This is a genomic window from Tunturiibacter gelidiferens (genome assembly GCF_014201335.1).
GTDB classification, from domain to species: Bacteria; Acidobacteriota; Terriglobia; order Terriglobales; family Acidobacteriaceae; genus Edaphobacter; species Edaphobacter lichenicola_E.
In genome coordinates this window covers 50,525-68,116 of the sequence record NZ_JACHEB010000016.1, presented here as the reverse complement: position 1 = coordinate 68,116, position 17,592 = coordinate 50,525, and the positions used below count along the sequence as shown (strand labels likewise).

Here is a 17,592-nt window from a genome sequence, read left to right as displayed (position 1 = left end):
AAAAAATTATGGCCTTAGAAGGGTGTTCCCACAACGTCAGATGTCTTCCGAAAGGCCTCCACGTAATGATCCTTTCTTGAGTGACTCAGATTTAACTGCGATTCAGCGACCTGGGGTAAGGGTTTTCCGTCTGGTCGGCGAGCAACATCTAACGGTTAGGCAGCACAGCAGCAGGTTAAAAGGAGAACAGATCATGGCGGCAAAGACGCAAGGTAGTTCAGAAGTTCCTCCCGACGATCTCAGTCGTAAGCTCGCGCTCGGTAAGGTTGAGAGCCTGCCACACATCGGCCTGGTGGGGGATACCTACACCGTCACGGTAACGGGCGAAGATACTGCAGGACGATTCTGTGTGATCGATATGCATGTCCCACCGGGGGGCGGACCACCGCCTCATCGACACGACTTTGAGGAGACCTTCATCTTGCTGGAAGGTGAGCTGGAGGCGACGTTTCGTGGGGAGAAGATAACGGTAAAGGCAGGCGAGACGGTGACCATTCCTGCGAATGCGCCGCATCGGTTCCACAACGTTTCGTCGCAGGCTGTGCGGATGATTTGTATCTGTTCCCCTGCTGGGCAGGAGAAGTTCTTCCTTGAGGTTGGGGTTCCGGTGGCTACTCGCACGACTGCTCCTCCGAAGCCTAGTGAGGCGGAACAGGCCGCCTTGATGAAGAAGGCCGAGGAACTCGCTCCACGGTACCGCACAGAGTTTCTGCGAGAGGCCTAGAGCGGGGAGCTGACCTGGGTTGGCCCGGAGGGACTTATATTGCTTTCCAATAGAGGTGGGTGCATACTCCTATTTATAGGCAATAGGAGCAGGCATGGGTGAGAAGAAGGATGTTTGGCAGGGGACGCTGGCGTTGATGGTGTTGAAGACGCTGGAGAGCATGGGCGAGCTGCATGGGTATGGGATCGCGCGGCGGATTGAACAGACCAGCGGGGACGTGCTCTCGCTGAACTATGGGACGCTGTATCCGGCGCTGCTGAAGCTGGAACAGGAGGGGGCGATTGTTTCTGAGTGGGGTGTGTCGGAGAACAATCGGAAGGCGAAGTTTTATAAGCTGACGCGGGTGGGCCGCAAGCAGATCGAACGAGAGACCAACAACTGGGAGCAGACGACGGCGATTCTGGCGCGGTTTTTGCGCGGAACGGAGGATCCGGCATGAAGAACCTGCGTGCAGCGATGAGGCGGTTTGCCGGGATGTTTTCGAGTGCGCGGCGGGAGGAGGAGTTTGCCAGCGAACTTGAGGGACATCTGCAGATGCATATCGACGACAACATGCACGCGGGCATGACGGCGGAGGAGGCGCGACGCGATGCCCTGGCGAAGCTGGGAGGGATGGAGCGGACCCGGCAGGCTTATCGCGAGCGGGGTACGGCGCCATTCTTTGAGACGTTGTGGCAGGATCTTCGCTTTGCGCTGCGGCAATTGACGAAGAATCCTGGGTTCACGATTACGGCTGTGCTGATGCTTTCGCTTGGAATTGCGGCGAGTGTCGCGATCTTCGCGTTTGTGGATGCTGCGCTGCTGAAGCCGCTGCCTTATGAAGATCCACGTACTTTGGTGGATGTGACAGAGAGCGTTGCAGTGTTTCCGCATGCGAATCTTTCTTATCCCGATTATCTCGACTGGAAGAAGATGAATCACAGCTTTCGTTCGCTGGATATCTACCAGGGGGCGGGCTATCTGCTGGACACGCCATCGGGGGTTGAGCCAGTGACTGGAATGCGGGTGTCGGATGGGTTCTTTCATACGCTGGGGATAGCCCCTCTGCTTGGGCGCGACTTTTATTCTGGGGAGGATCTGCTGAGTGCACCGCGAACGGTCATTTTGAGTTACACGGCCTGGCAGAAGCGGTTTGGCGGCAGGAAAGAGATTGTTGGGCAGAGCGTTTCGTTGAGCGGGACACCGTACGTGGTTGTCGGCGTGTTGCCTGACAGCTTTGAGTTTGCGCCGCGCAATAATGCGGAGCTCTGGACCACGATGCATGCCGGGGGAGCGAACACATGTGACCTGAGACGGAGCTGCCATGGGTTAGTCGGAGTTGCGCGGCTGAAGGATGGAGTTTCGATTGCGACGGCGCTTGCGGACACAAAGGCTATTGCGCAGCAACTGGAACGTCAATATCCAGACTCAAATCGCGGGCAGGGCGCGACAGTTCAGTCGCTGACAGAGGCGGTTGTTGGAGATATCCGTCCGATACTGCTTATTCTGCTGGCGGGCGCAGGTCTGCTTCTGCTGATTGCGTGCGTGAATGTGGCGAGTTTGCTGCTGGTGCGATCGGAGAGCCGGAGGCGGGAGATTGCGGTGCGGGGTGCGTTGGGTGCTTCGCCGCTGCGGCTTGCGCGGCAATTTGTAACCGAAGGTGTTCTGCTTGTGTGCGGGAGTTCGCTGTTGGGATTGATCTGTGCAATCTTTGCTTCGCAGGCGCTGCTGCGGCTTATCCCGAAGGAGATGCTGCCCCATATGCCCTACCTGCGCGCAGTTGGGCTGAACTTACATGTTGTATGTTTTGCGGCGGCGATTGCAGTGATGGCCACGGTGATTTTTTCGTTGACGCCGATTGTGCAGTTGTCGTTCGGCGAGATGCGGGAGGGGTTGACGGAGGGCTCCCGGGGCTCGGCGGGTGTTTTTTGGCGGAAAATCGGCGCGAATCTTACGGTGCTGGAGCTTGCGATTGCCACCGTGCTGCTGGTGGGTGCGGGTTTGCTGGGGAAGAGTTTCTACCATCTGCTGCATGTTGAGTTGAACTTTCAACCTGATCACCTGGCTACGCTTTCGGTTGCGCTGCCGGAGAAGGTCTATGCGAAGGATGAACAGGTAGTGGCGGCGCGGAGACAACTTCTGGATCGCATCTCGGTGTTGCCGGGCGTGACCTCGGTAGCCACAACGAGCCAACTGCCAGTAACGATGAACGGCAATACGGAGTGGGTGCGATTTGTAGGTCGTCCGTATAACGGCGAGCACAATGAAGTGAACGAACGGGATGTCACGGCGAATTTCTTTACGACGCTGAAGGCGAAGCTGATTCGCGGGCGATTCTTCAACCCAGACGAAGACGCTACAAAGCCTCGTGTGGTGATCATCAATGAGGCGTTTGCGAAGCTGTATTTTCCTGATCAGGACCCACTGGGTGCGAGGATGGGCGATACGACGTTGTCGCCTAAGTCGATCAAGGAGATTGTTGGGGTGGTGGACGATCTGCGCGAGTCATCTCTCGATGAGCAGACTCTGCCTGCGGTGTACTATCCGGCGGATCAAAGCCCTGACGTGTACTTCAATCTGATTGTTCGGACGAGTCAGGATGAGAAGGCGCTGCTGCCTACGCTTGTCTCGACGATTCACCAGTTCGATCGCGGCATCGGCACGGCGGATGAGTCGACGATGATGTTGAATATCGAGGAGTCGCAGACGGCTTATTTGCATCGGTCGTCGGCGTGGCTGGTGGGAGGGTTTGCGGCGCTGGCTTTGTTGCTGGGGATGATCGGATTGTATGGAGTGATTGCATATTCGGTGGGGCAGAGGACGCGGGAGATTGGCGTGCGGATGGCGCTAGGCGCGCAGAGGGAGATGGTGCAGCGGATGATTATGAGGGAGGGTGGGAGGCTGGCGGCGCTGGGTATTGTGGTCGGTCTGGTGTGCTCGCTGGGTGTGACGGTGGCGCTGCGGAGCATGCTGTTTGGCGTGCAGTCATGGGATGTGGGGACTTTGGCGGGGGTGGCGGTTCTGCTGGTTGCGGCGGCTCTGCTGGCCAGTTACGTTCCGGCGCGGAGAGCGGCGTCAATCAATCCAGTGGAGGCGCTGCGGGCGGAGTAAGGGATTTCTGGGTGGGTTGGTTTTTGGTGGTAAGACGGATGGGTGGAGCAACATCAACGGCAACAGCAGATCCCCTTCGGGGATGACAACTAGAACTGCAACTGCAACGGCAACTACAATTGCAACGGCAACGGCAACGGCAACGGCAACGGCAAGGGCAAGGGCAAGGGCAAGGGCAAGGGCAAGGGCAAGGGCAACTACAACTGCAACGGCAACGGCAACGCAACGGCAATGCAACTGCAACTGTAGCGGCGACGTAGATATACTTCTCGCACTGGGAAATCTGGCTTTGGAGAGTGTGAGGATGTCGAGGAATTTGCTTTTGAAGGGTGCGTCTTGCGGCGTGCTGATGGCTGTCGCTTTTGCGATGGGGGCGGGGGCGCAGGAGAAGAAAGACAGCGATAAGAAGAAGGACCAGAAGCTGGTGGTGACGGGGACGCCGGTGGTGGAGTCTGCGGAGCCGCCGGCGGATTCGACTACAGAGGGCTCGGTGACGGTGGGAGGGGAGAAGATTGCTTATCGTGCGGTCGCGGGCACGCTGACGGTGGGCTCGACGGACTCCCAGGACGCAATGCTGGGGCTGGATGGGAAGATGTTGCCGGATACGGGAGTGAAGGCGCCAGATCCGGAGAAGCCGGAGGAAGCGACTGCCACGGCGCGGATGTTTTATGTGGCGTACTTCAAGAAAGATGCGCCAGCGGGGCGGCCTGTAACGTTTTTGTATAACGGTGGGCCGGGGTCGGCGACGATGTGGCTGCATATGGGTTCGTTTGGCCCCAAGCGCGTGGTGACGACCGATGCACAGCATGATGAAGCCGCGCCGTACAAGATCGTCAATAACGACTACAGTCTGCTGGATGTGAGCGATGTGGTCTTTATCGACGCGCCGGGGACCGGGTTCAGCCGGATTATGGGCGAGGATAAGGAGAAGGCGTTCTGGGGCGTGGACCAGGATGCGCATGCGTTCGACCGATTCATTCGCAGGTTTCTGACGAAGTTCAACCGATGGAACTCGCCGAAGTACCTGATGGGCGAGAGCTATGGGACGCCGCGGAGCGCGGTGCTGTCGGCCGTTTTGCAGAACGTGGATTTGAATGGAATTGTTCTGCTGTCGCAGATTTTGAGCTTTGATAACAGCATCGATGGGCCGAAGTGGAATCCTGGGGTGGACCAGGCGTATGCGCTGGGTCTGCCTACGTTTGCGGCGAGCGCTTTTTATCATCACAAGCTGCTGACGCAGCCTGCGGCGCTGGAGCCGTTTCTGGCCGAGGTGGAGCAGTACGCACTGGGCGACTATATGAGCGCTCTGCTGAAGGGTTCGGAGCTGCCCGAGGCTTCGAAGCAGGCTGTGGCGGAGAAGCTGCATCAGTACACCGGGCTGCCGGTGGCGTATTTGATGAGGGCGAATCTTCGGGTAACAGGTGCTGCATTCAGCAAGCAACTGCAGCTTGACGATGAGACGACGACAGGACGGTTGGATACGCGGTACAAGGGGCCGGATATCGATCCGCTGAGCTCGGATGCGGAGTATGACCCGCAGAGCAATGCAATCTCCTCTGCCTATACGGCGGCGCTGAATCACTACATGCGGACGGATCTGAAGTATGGCGAGAATCAGACGTATAAGCCGGGGGCTTATGAGGATCCGGACTTTACGTGGGATTTGCGGCACCAGCCACCGGGTGGCCCGCCGGCGAATCAGCAGTGGGGCGGGACGAATGTGATGCCGGATCTGGCGTACACGATGAAGTCGAATCCGAAGATGAAGGTGATGCTGGCAGGTGGGTACTACGACCTGGCGACGCCTTACTTCGAGGGCAAGTTCGAGATGCATCATCTGCAGATTCCACAGAAGCTACAGGCGAATATCAGCTATCACTACTACCAGAGCGGCCATATGGTGTATGTGAATGAGGACGTGCTGAAGCAATTCCATGCGGATGTGGCGGCGTTTATCCGGGGGACGGAGGACGGGAAGTAGCAGGGTTTTTGGCGATCGAGAGGTGGCGGGCTAGAAGGACGACTCGGTTTGATTCGTGTTGCCTTTAACCCGCCACTTCGATTTGCTGATGATCTCGGAGGAGATGTACCAGGGGCGCAGGAGAACGGCGAGGGCCGCGTTGCCTACGGTGTGGAGATACTGCTTTTTGGCGAAGTGTCCGACGGCGGCTTTGTAGAAGATCTGCGAGAAGTCGACTCGCTCTTCGTTGATTCGGCGCTTGATGGGATACTTGCGGCGGAGGGAGAGGAACTGGTCCCACGTAAGCTCGGGTTCGTTTCTGCGGCGGCGGAGCATGGAGTCTTTGAGCCAGCGGACTTTGATTCGGGTGAGGTGTGCGCGGGAGATGGAGGCCGAGCCGCCGTGGATGCGGTAGTCGAGGAGCGTTTCGGGCTGGACGAGGATCTTGTGGCCTTGCTCGGCGAGGCGGTTCCAGAGGTCGATGTCTTCGGCTGGCCAGAACTCCTGCCGATATCCTCCGATGCTTTGAACGACGCTTTTGCGAAGCACGACGGCCGGGTGGTTGAAGCCGATGAGCTTGTTGAGGCGGATTTTTTCTTCGATCTCCTCGTGAGTGAATAAGAAGGAGTTGTCCCGGCCAATGACTCTTCCGCTGTCGTCGATGTGGCGGACGAGGCTGCTGGCGACGGCGAGTTCCGGATGTTCCTCGAGGAAGGCTAACTGGCGCTCGAGGCGATTGGGGTGCATGAGGTCGTCAGAGTGCATGATGAAGACCCACTCGGAGGAGGCGAGGTCGATGGCCCGATTGAGTGCGAGTGCGGTGCCGGCATTGGGCTGACCGAAGACCTTGACGCGCGGATCAGTCTCGGCAAAGGACTGGGCGACGGCGAGCGAATCGTCGGTCGAGCCGTCATCGACGATGATGAGTTCGAAGTCGGTCCAGGTTTGGCCGAGAACGCTGGCGATGGCGTCGCGGAGGAAGGGCCGAGCGTTATAGGTGGGCATTACGACAGAAACAGTCATTCGCTAGCCCTCTTGCTGCTTTGGAGGATTGTAGAGCAGATGGCTGGTGTAGGCGATTACACCGAGGGGTTATGTTTGCCCTTTGAGGGTTGATTTGAGGCTCAGGGAGCTTCTAAACGATTCATTTTTAGCACTATGCAATATATGAGTGATTTATTATCAAATTATATGCAACTATTTAAGCTGATCTGCGTCTAAAGTAGTGCGGGGCGGTTTGAAGGCCTGCTCCGAGACATTCAAGTATCTGAATAGGAGGGTTTTATGACAACGATGACTCGATTTGTGCCGTTGCGGACGCCTTTTGAAGATGTTGCAGGGTTGCAGAAGCGGTTGAACTCGATCTTCAACGACTTTGCGGGATCGGTGGAGGGCTCGAACGCGGGCTTTACTCCGGCGGTGGACGTTTATGAAGACGCGGACAAGCTGGTTGTGAAGCTTGAGATTCCCGGCGTAAAACAGGAGGATCTGGACATCCGTCTGGAGAATCAGACGCTGGTGATCAAGGGCGAGCGGAAGTTTGAGCAGACCGAGAAGGCTGAGAACTTCCACCGGATCGAACGGCGATTTGGAAGCTTCGTTCGCAGCTTTACTCTGCCGCAGACTGTGAACACGGAGGGTGTAACAGCTTCTTCGGACGCTGGCGTGTTGACGATCGCGCTGCCAAAGAAGGCAGAGGCGCAGCCGAAGCAGATTAAGGTGCAGGTGGGCGGCTCGAGGCAGGTTGAGGCTGAGACGGCTCAGTAATTCGCTCTAATATTTTTTGAAGGGGAGGGCGCATGCCCCCCTCTTCTTTTTTGCGGGACGGCTAAGTTCGATATTGGTTACTAAAGAGACCTAAACAGCTGTATGCGCAAAGTGCTATAAAGTCCGCCGGAAGCAGGTGCACTGTGCGCTCAGGGTGCGAGCCTGTTGAAATTATCAATCACTCATGGTTTGTTGCACCTATCCGCCGATTTCTTCTGGTTCTCGCGCCTGAACAAGAAGTGCGGACCGACGAGTACGGCAACCATGTCGGCAATACGGTCTTCTGGGACGGCACTCACGCTGGACTGGACCAGATGCGGCGAATGATGCCTGAATGCCAGATTACGTGTTGCGTGAAGGGGCGCCAAGCCGATGGGATGCCCAGGCATGCCAGTGATTTGGAGCGACCAACACTCAAGATAGACTATCCCGGCGGCGAAGTGGAGTATGTCGAAGCAGGGTGAAGTCGACCGAAGGTCTTCTTGTGAGTGAGGGTGGGTTGAAAGCTATTTCGAAGGGACTGCGTTTGGGGCAGCGACGTGGGGTGATTCGGGTTTAGCGGCGCGGCGAAGGTTCCGGAGAGCTACGAAGAAAAGCAGCGGTTCGGTGAGCCAGAGGGAGCGGTTGGCGAGATGGGGCGCGGCCCAGGCTCCGAGAACGGCTCCAGCCAGGAAACAGAGACAGATGAGGCCAAGGGCGAGGCCTTGGGCGCGGCCTTTCTCGCGGGTGTCGGGCGTGCCGAAGGGGTCGAGAGCGTCATGAACTCCCTCGATTGCGTTGCGTAGATTTCCGGTAATGAAGGTGGAGTTGAACGAGAGCTGGTTGACATGGCGGAAGCTTGTGACCTGGAACGCAGCGACGTAGGCGACGATAGCGGTGAATAGGGTGTCGGGGAAGCTGGCTGGCATCCAGCCCAGGGCAAAGAGAGTGATTATCTCGAAGGCCAGGGCAATGGTGACGGCTCGGTTGCTTCGTGTGCGCAGATGCCGGGAGGACGAAACGCCGGCGAAGAAGCCAAGGATAGGGACCAGGTGGGGGACGACTTCGCGCCATTGATGGCCCAGGATTGCTATCCCAAGTAAGACGACATTTCCGGTCATGGTGTTGGCGAAGACGTGGCCATGGTTGAGGTATACGAAGGCGTCGAGGAGGCCGCCGGTGCTAGCGAGTATCAACGCATCAGACAGCTCGCTGGGCTCGGGGATGGTGTTGGTAGTCATGAGAGTTGAGGACAAGTCTACTTTCATTGGGCACGAGCCTTAGATCTTCACTGTTTGGGTTCGGCGTCATGGTTCTCCTTTGTCGGAGGAGCTTGTCTGGACTAGAGGGCTGATTGCCAGATGTGAGTGAGTTATTATCAGATTCCGCATCTTCTGTTGATTTCAGGCGTCTAATTAAAGGGTAAAGCTCAAAATTTAGTTGAAGTAGTTGAGGAGATGGAGATTTATGGCGATCAAATGGGGTCGGTTGACGGTGAAGTCGCAGGAGGCGGTGCAGGCGGCGGGTGGGCATGCGGGCGAGAACGGCAATCCGGAGGTCCTGCCGCTGCATCTGATGGCGGCGTTGCTGGAGGACCGCGAGGGAGTGGTGATCCCGGTGCTGGAGAAGATTGGGGTGCCGGTGGAGCAGTTGTTGTCGGGGGTGAATTCGGCGGTTGAGAAGCTGCCGAAGGTTCAGGGCGGTGGACAGCCTGGGCTGTCGAATGCGCTGCAGAAGGTGTTGGAGCAGGGGTTCAAAGAAGCGGAAAACTTCAAGGACGAGTTTGTGTCGACGGAGCATCTGCTGCTGGCGCTGTCGAAGGCGAAGAACGATCCGGTGCAGCTTGCGTTGGCGACGCTGGGTGGAACGTATGAGGCGATTCTGAAGGCGCTGAGTGCGGTGCGGGGGAGTCAACGGGTGACGGATCAGAATCCTGAAGGGAAGTTTCAGGCGCTGGAGAAGTATGCCAAGGACCTGACGGATCTGGCGCGGCGCGGAAAACTGGACCCGGTGATTGGCAGGGATGAAGAGATTCGCCGGGTAGTGCAGGTGTTGAGCCGGCGGACGAAGAACAATCCGGTGCTGATCGGCGAGCCTGGCGTGGGTAAGACTGCGATTGTGGAGGGATTGGCGCGACGGATTATTCAGGGCGATGTGCCAGAGATTCTGAAGAATAAGCGTGTGTGCTCGCTCGACCTGGGAGCGATGATCGCGGGGGCGAAGTTCCGTGGCGAGTTCGAGGATCGGTTGAAGGCGGTGCTGAAGGAGATTGAAGAGTCGAACGGCGAAGTGATTTTGTTCATCGATGAGTTACATACTCTGGTGGGGGCTGGAGCGAGTGAGGGGTCGCTGGATGCCAGCAATATGCTGAAGCCTGCATTGGCTCGTGGAGCACTTCGGGCGATTGGCGCGACGACGCTCGCGGAGTACAGGAAGTACATCGAGAAGGACGCTGCGTTGGAGCGGCGGTTCCAGATTGTCTTTGTCGGCGAACCGAACGTCGAGGATACGGTTGCGATTCTGCGTGGGTTGAAAGAGAAGTACGAGGCGCATCACAAGGTCCGGATCAAGGACTCGGCGATTGTGGCTGCGGCTACTTTGTCGCATCGGTATATCTCGGATCGGTTCCTGCCAGATAAGGCGATTGATCTTGTCGATGAAGCTGCTGCGGCGTTGGCGATTCAGATCGGTTCAGTACCGGTTGAGATCGATGACCTGGAGCGGAGGGCAACGTCGCTGGAGATTGAGCGAGCGGCGTTGAAGCGGGAGAAGGATGCGACGTCGCAGGAGCGGCTGGAGATTGTGGAGCGAGAGCTGGCTGAGGTGAAAGAGAAGGCTGCGGGTCTGCGCGCAAGATGGCAGAAGGAGCGCGGTGCGATTGGGAAGATTGCGGAGCTGAAGGAGGAGTTGGACTCGCTGCGCTTTCAAATGGGAGAAGAGACGCGCAAGGGAAACCTGCAGAGGGCTGCGGAGTTGCAGTATGGCGAGATTCCAAAGCGTGAGGCGGAGCTGCGTGAGTTGACGGCGGAGCAGGATGCCGCAGTTCGCGAGGATGAGGCTGAGGCGAAGGCGGGAGTTGCGACGCGGCCTTCGCGGATGCTGAAGGAGGAGGTCGATGAGGAGGACATCGCCGCAGTGGTATCGAAGTGGACGGGGATTCCCGTCTCGAAGATGCTCGAGGGCGAGATGCAAAAGCTGGTGCAGATGGAGGACCGCCTGCGCGAGCGCGTGGTTGGGCAGGACGAGGCGCTGAATGCAGTGGCGAATGCGATCCGGCGTTCGCGTGCGGGCTTGAGCGATCCGAAACGGCCGATTGGCTCGTTTATTTTTCTTGGGCCTACGGGCGTGGGTAAGACGGAGACGGCGAGGGCGCTGGCTGAGTTCCTGTTCGATGACGAGGCTGCGATGGTGCGGATCGACATGAGCGAGTACATGGAGAAGCATGCGGTGGCGCGGCTGATTGGAGCGCCTCCGGGATATGTCGGGTATGACGAAGGCGGTCAGTTGACGGAAGCGGTGCGACGCAGGCCGTACGCGGTGATTCTGTTCGACGAGATCGAGAAGGCGCATCCGGATGTGTTTAATGTGTTGCTGCAGGTACTCGACGATGGGCGGCTGACGGACTCGAAGGGAAGGACGGTTGATTTCAAGAATACTGTTCTGATCATGACGTCGAACGTTGGTGCGTCGCAGTTGTCGACGGCCTGGGCGCAGGGCGAGGCTGGATTCGAAGACGCGAAGGGACGCGTGATGGACGAGTTGCGCAACCACTTCAAGCCGGAGTTTCTGAACCGCGTAGACGATATTGTGATCTTCCATCCGTTGGGCGATGAGCAACTGACCCACATCGTCGATCTGCGGCTGAAGGATCTGCAGAAGCTGCTGGCTGACCGGAAGATTACGCTGGAGCTGACTGAGGACGCGCGGAAGGCGATCTTCAAGGCCGGATACGACCGGGCTTATGGAGCGCGGCCTTTGAAGAGAGCGATACAACGGCTGGTGCAGGACAAGCTGGCAGTGAAGATTCTCGATGGCAGCGTGCTCCATGGCGATCACGTGCTCGTGACGGCTGGGAAGAGCGGACTCGAGTTCGTGGTGCAGGGGCGCGAGGCTTTGGTGTCCTAACGGCGTTGTAAAGAGAATGACGGGCCCACTTTAGTCTAGTGGGCCCGTTCTTTTATTTAAGGCCGATCAAACCTGTTTGATAGAGTGAGAGCGTGAGGTCCCCGACAGTTAATAACTTCAGCGCCGCTACCCACGGCAAGCGGCTTCTCCTTTTTGTTGTGTGTAGTCTGCTGCTGGCCAATGTTGTTCAGTGGGGTCTGTGTCGAGCGCTTCATCTGGGAAATCCTGGGGGCCTCAAGATGGAGGTCGCCGACTTTCTGCACATGCGGCAGTGGACTGATTCGTGGCTCCCGATGATGAAGTCGCTGGACTACTTTGACGCGAATCCCACGAAACCTATCTACGCTGCTCCTCTGTATGACACGCTGATCTACTCGTTGGCGAGTGAGCTTCCTCTGCTTGCGCTTCGCAGGCTTGGAGTCGGTGATGCGGCGATGCTTCGCCTGCTGGCGTTATTTTCCTGGCTGTCGGTTGTGGGTATTCCGGCGGTGTCGCTTGCGATGGGGCGCAGGCTGTTGCGAAGGCGGGGTGCGGAGTTGACGTGGTCGGCGATTATTGCGGTGATACTGGCTTGCCTGGCGTGTTATCCGCTGCTGAAGGGATATTCGCTGGGGAACGCGCAGACGATGCTTTCTTTTGGCTTTGCGTTGATGCTTTACCTCTGGACGTCGGGGCGCGAACGCGAGGCTGGAGTGGTGGCGGCGCTGCTGGCGTTTGTGAAGCCTCAATATGTGCTGCTGCTGGTTTGGATGGTGGTGCGGCGGCGATGGGGTGCGATGTGGGCGTTTTTGGTTTGCTCGACTGTTTTGCTGGCGATGTCGGTTGCGGTCTTTGGTTGGCATAACAATCTGGACTATGTCGGTGTGCTGGCGAGTCTGAGCCATAAGGCGCAGTCGCACTATGCGAATCAGTCGATGTTCGGGACGTTGAATCGAATGATCTTCAACGGCGAAAATCTGGGATACACGCCGCATCTTTACACACCCTATGTTGGGTGGGTTTATCGGACTACGGTCATCACGTCGCTGGTACTGATTGGGGGTGTACTGCTGTTTCCGTGGGGACGGCTTCGTGGATCTACGGGAGATCTCGCTGCGATGGGGCTGGCGTCGGTCGCGGCTTCGCCGATGGCGTGGGAGCATCACTACGGGATAGTGCTGGGGATCTTTGCGTGGTTCTGGTTTGCTTATGGGTGCTGGGAGAGCAAGAGGCCCTGGCTGTGGGGGGTGTCTTTTTTTCTTTGCGTCAATTTTCTGTCGGCGACGAATCTGTTGGCGGATAAGCGCGGATGGAATGTGTTGCAGTCTTATATGTACTTCGGGGCGCTTCTCTTGATTGCACTACTGATGCGGTTGGCTCGGCGTGTCGGATCCGATAGCGTGGTCGTCGCGTAACGGCGTTACGGTTCGGCGCCGAGCTGCGACATTACTCTTACTTAGTTGTGAATTGCACGTTGGCTGCGTCGCCTCCCATGGCTGGGCCTAGCGGAGTGATCTCGGCGTGCGCGGCCGCGAAGGTTTGATCTGTCCAGTTCCAGCCGCTATGCAGGAGGACGAAGATGTGGTCGCCGGGCTCGGTGGCGAGTTGTTCGTAGGGCACGATTGGAAAGCCGGTGAAGTTGCGCATGTGGAGCGCAGTGAGAGACTCGGTGTCTCGTCGACTCCAGAGCAGCTCCTGGTTACTGGAGTAGACGAGGGCCATGCGGGAACGCACGACAGGGTCGGGCTCATAGTAGCTGGCCACTTCGAAGGTGCCCATCTCCTGAAGGTAGAGCAGGCGGGTGGGGCTGGAGAGAATGGCCGCTTTGATCTGCGGAGTTAGTATGAGCGAGGTCATGAAGGCGTTTGTCTTTGCCTGCTCTGCGTGAATGCGGATTGCTCCGGTGGCTATGATGGCGACGGCGAGCGCGGAGAGTGTTAGAGCCGCCATATTTTTGCTGCGGAGCAATGGCAGTGCGGCGAATGAGAGGAGAACGCTGAGCGCGAGGATGGTGCCGAGGACATAGCGAACTTCGATCGAGTGGGTTACGAAACGGGCCAGCAGAAAACCGAAGAAAGGCAGCGCCGCGAGGACGATGAGGAAGGCAAGCTCGGCGTTCGGGAGTTGGAGATCTTTGCCGCGTAGCTGGCGAACGCTGCCGATGATGAGCAGAGCTGCGAAGACGACGAGGCCGATGGCCGCGAAGTGCTGGATGCTGAGACTCGCCTGGGTGTAGTTCATGAAGAGCGAGCGATAGGCCTGGGTGATGGCGTGGTAGCTAACTCTTCCGGCGTTGTAGTAGTTCTTGCGGAACTCCGCGGCGGATCGCTCGAAGGGGAGTGTGAAGGCGATGCAGGCCATGCCGATCAGGATGGCGGCTGCGACGGGAAGATCGAGACGGCGGCGCTCGATGGTACGGAAGAGTTCGGCAGCGCAGAGCGGAAGGAGCAAGAGGACGCCGAAGTAGTGCGTATTAAGCGTGAGCGCTACTGCGATGGCGAGAACGATGAGAGCGCCGGTGCGCTGCGATTGGCGGCGGGTTGCGGTCTGCCAGCTCAGCATGGCGAGGCCGTAGAAGCCGAGGAGCAAACCGTACGGGCGGCCTTCGGCGGAGTAAAAGAGAGTGGCGGTTATTGCTGGAAATGCCAGTGCGAAGAGGGCGGCATGTTCGTTGGCAACTCGGCGCACAAAGAAGAACAGGCAGAGCTGCATGAGGAGATAGCCAAGGAGCGAGGGCAGTCTAAGTGCGAACGCGTTTGCGCCGAAGGCTTTGATAGAGAGGTAGGCCAGGGTGTGGTAGACGAGGGGATCGAGCGAGATGGGATAGTGCCGCTGAATGTTAAGGAGCTGAGCGTAGGTGGGTGCGCTGTCAGTTTGGAGAACGAAGATCTCGTCCTGTGACATGAGTTTGTGGTGCGACCAGAGGAGAGCGATGGCTGCAGTGAGGATCAGAAAGGCGATGGCCGTCCACGGTAGGCTGAAATTGTCTGCGGTGCGTTCAACACTGGAGTCTTGAGACGGATTCATATCTGAGTAATGATACGAAGTTGCTGGCCGGGCCGGAGTCTATAAGTGACTGGCGCTGGCTGAAGGACTGCGGGGGTGGTGGAGGGCAGGGTCGGGGTGAAGAATATTTCGAGACGTGGGATGCGGATGAAGAGAAGGAGGCCCATGACGAGAGCTGTTGAGGCGAAGGAGGCCATCAGCAGAGGCTCGCGGTAGAGCTTTTCGGGGTTCTGTACAGCGCTGTCGTGTTTAAAGGCCAGTTTGAGATAGATGGCCATCGTGAAGGCGACGAGAGGAAAGCCGAGGATGAGCTCGATGCGGTAACGGATGATGAAGGCACCGAGAAAGAGCATCGCGGTGGAGGCGTAGAAGACGACCGATACCAGTAGGGATTCAGGCGTGTAGCGCTTGAAGGAGGCGCGATAGGCGCCGGCAACGGTGCGGTCGCCGATCTCGGAGAGTTCGCTGAAACGCTTGAGGCCCATGAAGTAGCAGCCGAGCATCCAGTAGGCGATCAGCAGCGATATGGGCGGGATGAGGACGCTGGTGACGGCGTACCAGCCGAGTAGCATGCGGAGAGGATTGTTGATGGACTCGGTGAGGACGTCGAGGTAGGGGACGTCTTTGGTGCGGATGGGCGGGAAGTTGTAAACGCAACCCATGATCCAGAGAACGAGCGCGGCAAGGGCGAACATGCGCGAGATGGTGAGGCCGATTGCGATTCCTGCGACCATCATCAGGAGCCATTGCACGTAGGCTGCGGGGATGTTGACGAGGCCGCGTGCGGCGGGGCGATTGCGCTTGGTTGGGTGGAGGCGATCGAAGGGTGCGTCGAGGACTTCGTTGATGACGTAGTTGCTGCAGGCGATGAGCGTGACTGAGAGACACGCCAGCACCAGAGTTACAAAGAGATGGGGAGTGAGGAGCGCTGGGGAGACACTGAGGGGTACGATGACGCCAGGGAGAACGAAAAGATTCTTGATGGAATGATCGAGTCTCGCGATGGCGAGGTGGGCTCGAAGGCGCTCGGACAGGGAGACGTTGCGCAGGGGAGTCTCGGTCATGTTGAGGGTAAGGGCTCCTTCGCAGCTTGCCTGTTGGGTACGGGCACAGTGTAGCAAATGGAGATGAGGGAAGAAGGCGACTTATGAGCTATGGCAGCGAGCAGATTGTTTACGATAAGCTTTAGTTTGGCGCGGGTTGCGCGTCTGGAGCAGGCAGACGCATGACGCGGAGAGCAGTGATTATCGGTGCGGGGCCTGCGGGGCTGACTGCGGGGCTGGAGCTGCTGAGAAGGTCGGATGTGAAGCCCATCATTTTGGAAGCGAGCGAAGAGATCGGGGGGATCTCGCGCACGATAAAATACAAGGGCAACCGGATGGACATTGGGGGTCATCGTTTTTTTTCTAAAAGCGACCGTGTGATGCAGTGGTGGGTCGACCTGATGCCGCCTGAGGTGGAGGGTAGTGAGAGCGGGACTTCGGCTGCTGCACTGCCGGAGATCAGTTATCAGGGAAAGAAGCGCGTGGTTGTGGTGCCGGCGCACCTGAAGGAGGAGCCGGTGTTGCGCGGGGCAGGGCCGATTCTGCATCACGTTGACGATGAGGATGCTGAAGACGAGACGGCGGATGCGGAAGAGGCAGTAGTGGCGGCGGTAGTGACACACGAACCGGTGGATAGCGATCTTGTGATGCTGATTCGTCCGCGCAAGAGCAGGATCTATTATCTGCGGAGGTTTTTTGATTATCCGATTACGCTGACGGCGACGACGCTGAAGAATCTTGGATTGGTGAGGACGTTTCGCGTTGGCATCAGTTACATGAAATCGCAGGTGAGCCAGATTGCGCCGGAGAAGAGTCTTGAAGATTTTTTGATCAACCGGTTTGGGCGGCAGCTTTATCTGACGTTCTTCAAGAGTTACACGGAGAAGGTTTGGGGGACGCCTTGTGATGAGATTTCGGCGGAGTGGGGTGCGCAGCGGATCAAAGGGCTGAGCCTTACGACTGCGGTGAAACACTTTTTGAAGAAGGCGTTCCGCGGTAAGACGAAGGCTGAGGATCTTGCCCAGAAGGGCACCGATACGAGCCTGATCGAACGATTTATGTATCCGAAGTTCGGGCCGGGACAGCTTTGGGAGCATGTTGCGGATCTTATTCGTGAGGGCGGCGGCGAGATTCACATGGGGTGGAAGGTGGATCGGATAATTACGAAGCGTGGCGATCCGAATACCCGCGCAGCGCGACAAATTGTCGCGATTGAAGCCGCAAATATTGCCGGTGAAAGACGGCGATTCGAAGGGGATTATTTCTTTTCAACCATGCCGATGAAAGAGCTTATATCTGCGATGGATCCGGGAGAGGTAGAGGTTCCCGAAAATGTTCGTGAGGTAAGTGCAGGGCTGCAGTATCGCGACTTTATTACGGTGGGGCTGCTCGTGGATCGGCTGAAGGTGAAGGAACCGGATGGCGGGCTGCTGAAAGATACGTGGATCTATGTGCAGGAGCCGGATGTGGTACTGGGTCGGTTACAAATATTTAATAACTGGAGCCCGTATCTAGTGGCTGATCCTACGAAGGTGTGGATCGGCCTGGAGTATTTCTGCTATGACACGGACGAGTTGTGGAGGATGCCGGATGAGGAGCTGAAGAAGTTCGCGATTGCGGAGGTCGCGAAGATCGGGATTCTGAATGCGGAAGATGTTTCGGACGGGCATGTGGTGCGGGTGCCGAAGACCTATCCGGCTTACTTTGGCACGTATGACCGGTTCGACGAGCTGCGGGAGTTTACCGATGGATTTGAGAATCTGTTACTTGTGGGAAGAAACGGTATGCATAAGTACAACAACCAGGACCACAGTATGTTGACCGCGATGACGGCCGTGGATGGTATCGTGGCGGGACATGTAGATAAGGCTGCTCTGTGGGGTATCAACACCGAGCAGGAGTATCACGAGGAGAAATAG

At 57.7% G+C, this 17,592-nt stretch carries 13 protein-coding genes; 9 read left to right on the top strand and 4 right to left on the bottom strand.

From position 1 onward, the window contains the following. The first annotated feature begins 193 nt into the window (after nt 1–193). The 4 genes from HDF14_RS24710 to HDF14_RS24695 all read left to right on the top strand — a co-directional run bounded on the left by HDF14_RS24710 (nt 194) and on the right by HDF14_RS24695 (nt 5,795). Complete coding sequence (locus HDF14_RS24710) at nt 194–724, top strand: cupin domain-containing protein (RefSeq protein WP_183981423.1); 531 nt, start codon at nt 194–196, stop codon at nt 722–724. Nucleotides 725–818: 94 nt separating this feature from the next. Continuing rightward, on the top strand, nt 819–1,163 hold the full coding sequence (locus HDF14_RS24705; protein ID WP_183981422.1) for a PadR family transcriptional regulator: 345 nt from the start codon (nt 819–821) through the stop codon (nt 1,161–1,163). Continuing rightward, nucleotides 1,160–3,814 carry an ABC transporter permease gene (locus HDF14_RS24700; RefSeq protein ID WP_183981421.1) on the top strand — a complete coding sequence of 885 codons (2,655 nt, stop codon included), beginning with the start codon at nt 1,160–1,162 and terminating at the stop codon, nt 3,812–3,814. Before HDF14_RS24705 ends, HDF14_RS24700 begins: the two co-directional genes overlap by 4 nt. A 304-nt stretch (nt 3,815–4,118) precedes the next feature. Then, nucleotides 4,119–5,795 carry a S10 family peptidase gene (locus tag HDF14_RS24695; protein ID WP_260698568.1) on the top strand — a complete coding sequence of 559 codons (1,677 nt, stop codon included), beginning with the start codon at nt 4,119–4,121 and terminating at the stop codon, nt 5,793–5,795. A 30-nt stretch (nt 5,796–5,825) separates the two neighbouring features. On the opposite strand, the gene HDF14_RS24690 is transcribed toward HDF14_RS24695, so the two are convergent. Beyond that, a complete protein-coding gene (locus tag HDF14_RS24690) occupies nt 5,826–6,797 on the bottom strand; it encodes a glycosyltransferase family 2 protein (RefSeq protein ID WP_183981420.1) in 972 nt (323 codons plus the stop codon). Between the two features lie 261 nt (nt 6,798–7,058). Between HDF14_RS24690 and HDF14_RS24685 the strand changes: the two genes are divergently transcribed. Beyond that, complete coding sequence (locus HDF14_RS24685) at nt 7,059–7,541, top strand: Hsp20/alpha crystallin family protein (RefSeq protein ID WP_183981419.1); 483 nt, start codon at nt 7,059–7,061, stop codon at nt 7,539–7,541. Between the two features lie 143 nt (nt 7,542–7,684). Continuing rightward, nucleotides 7,685–8,005 carry a hypothetical protein gene (locus HDF14_RS24680; RefSeq protein ID WP_183981418.1) on the top strand — a complete coding sequence of 107 codons (321 nt, stop codon included), beginning with the start codon at nt 7,685–7,687 and terminating at the stop codon, nt 8,003–8,005. Nucleotides 8,006–8,047: 42 nt separating this feature from the next. Here HDF14_RS24680 and HDF14_RS24675 read toward each other — a convergent pair whose 3' ends face one another. After that, nucleotides 8,048–8,776 carry a YoaK family protein gene (locus tag HDF14_RS24675; RefSeq protein ID WP_183981417.1) on the bottom strand — a complete coding sequence of 243 codons (729 nt, stop codon included), beginning with the start codon at nt 8,774–8,776 and terminating at the stop codon, nt 8,048–8,050. A gap of 211 nt (nt 8,777–8,987) precedes the next feature. On the opposite strand from HDF14_RS24675, the gene clpB reads away from it, so the two are divergent. Both clpB and HDF14_RS24665 read left to right on the top strand, forming a co-directional pair. Further along, the gene (gene clpB / locus HDF14_RS24670) at nt 8,988–11,645 is read left to right on the top strand and encodes an ATP-dependent chaperone ClpB (protein WP_183981416.1); all 2,658 of its coding nucleotides are present in this window, start codon (nt 8,988–8,990) and stop codon (nt 11,643–11,645) included. Between the two features lie 92 nt (nt 11,646–11,737). After that, nucleotides 11,738–13,039: a glycosyltransferase family 87 protein gene (locus tag HDF14_RS24665; RefSeq protein ID WP_183981415.1), complete on the top strand. Its 1,302-nt coding sequence runs from the start codon at nt 11,738–11,740 to the stop codon at nt 13,037–13,039. Between the two features lie 37 nt (nt 13,040–13,076). Here HDF14_RS24665 and HDF14_RS24660 read toward each other — a convergent pair whose 3' ends face one another. Then, nucleotides 13,077–14,651: a glycosyltransferase family 39 protein gene (locus HDF14_RS24660; RefSeq protein WP_183981414.1), complete on the bottom strand. Its 1,575-nt coding sequence runs from the start codon at nt 14,649–14,651 to the stop codon at nt 13,077–13,079. Beyond that, entirely contained in the window at nt 14,648–15,694 is a 1,047-nt protein-coding gene (locus tag HDF14_RS24655) for a UbiA prenyltransferase family protein (RefSeq protein WP_183981413.1), read from the bottom strand. The genes HDF14_RS24660 and HDF14_RS24655 overlap by 4 nt, the downstream gene beginning before the upstream one ends. A 161-nt stretch (nt 15,695–15,855) precedes the next feature. Between HDF14_RS24655 and HDF14_RS24650 the strand changes: the two genes are divergently transcribed. Next, nucleotides 15,856–17,592 (top strand): NAD(P)/FAD-dependent oxidoreductase, encoded by a 1,737-nt coding sequence (locus tag HDF14_RS24650; protein WP_183981412.1) that lies wholly within the window; start codon nt 15,856–15,858, stop codon nt 17,590–17,592.

Bases quoted from the DNA above. Each gene is read 5' to 3' on its own strand.
- HDF14_RS24710 (WP_183981423.1), top strand. From the start codon at position 194: ATGGCGGCAAAGACGCAAGGTAGTTCAGAAGTTCCTCCCGACGATCTC.
- HDF14_RS24705 (WP_183981422.1), top strand. From the start codon at position 819: ATGGGTGAGAAGAAGGATGTTTGGCAGGGGACGCTGGCGTTGATGGTG.
- HDF14_RS24700 (WP_183981421.1), top strand. From the start codon at position 1,160: ATGAAGAACCTGCGTGCAGCGATGAGGCGGTTTGCCGGGATGTTTTCG.
- HDF14_RS24695 (WP_260698568.1), top strand. From the start codon at position 4,119: ATGTCGAGGAATTTGCTTTTGAAGGGTGCGTCTTGCGGCGTGCTGATG.
- HDF14_RS24690 (WP_183981420.1), bottom strand. From the start codon at position 6,797: ATGACTGTTTCTGTCGTAATGCCCACCTATAACGCTCGGCCCTTCCTC.
- HDF14_RS24685 (WP_183981419.1), top strand. From the start codon at position 7,059: ATGACAACGATGACTCGATTTGTGCCGTTGCGGACGCCTTTTGAAGAT.
- clpB (WP_183981416.1), top strand. From the start codon at position 8,988: ATGGCGATCAAATGGGGTCGGTTGACGGTGAAGTCGCAGGAGGCGGTG.
- HDF14_RS24660 (WP_183981414.1), bottom strand. From the start codon at position 14,651: ATGAATCCGTCTCAAGACTCCAGTGTTGAACGCACCGCAGACAATTTC.
- HDF14_RS24655 (WP_183981413.1), bottom strand. From the start codon at position 15,694: ATGACCGAGACTCCCCTGCGCAACGTCTCCCTGTCCGAGCGCCTTCGA.
- HDF14_RS24650 (WP_183981412.1), top strand. From the start codon at position 15,856: ATGACGCGGAGAGCAGTGATTATCGGTGCGGGGCCTGCGGGGCTGACT.